Genomic DNA, 252 nt, shown 5'->3' on the forward strand with positions numbered 1-252 from the left:
GCCACAGCAACCAGGCCAACACGCCTGGACGGACACTACGCATGCGGATCCCGTTCCTGGCGCAAGGCGGTCGGCGCCATGCCGAAACGCTCGCGGAAAGCGGTGGAGAAATTGCCACGGTTGCCAAAGCCCACCGCCTGCGAAACCGCCTGGATGTCCAGGCCGGTCTCCCACAGCAGGCGGCGCGCCTCGCGCATGCGCTCCTCGCGCAGGAACTCGAACACGGTGGTGCCGGCGCAGCGCCGGAAGGCC

At 69.0% G+C, this 252-nt stretch carries 1 protein-coding gene; it reads right to left on the reverse strand.

The window, feature by feature from the left end; all coding sequences use genetic code 11:
- Positions 1 to 35 precede the first annotated feature (35 nt).
- Positions 36 to 252: helix-turn-helix domain-containing protein (locus ACRHNM_RS17495; RefSeq protein ID WP_431137923.1), on the reverse strand; the 217-nt coding region annotated here is incomplete at its 5' end.

Origin of the sequence: Psychroserpens mesophilus, assembly GCF_050617655.1 — a bacterium.
GTDB lineage: Bacteria > Bacteroidota > Bacteroidia > Flavobacteriales > Flavobacteriaceae > Psychroserpens > Psychroserpens mesophilus_A.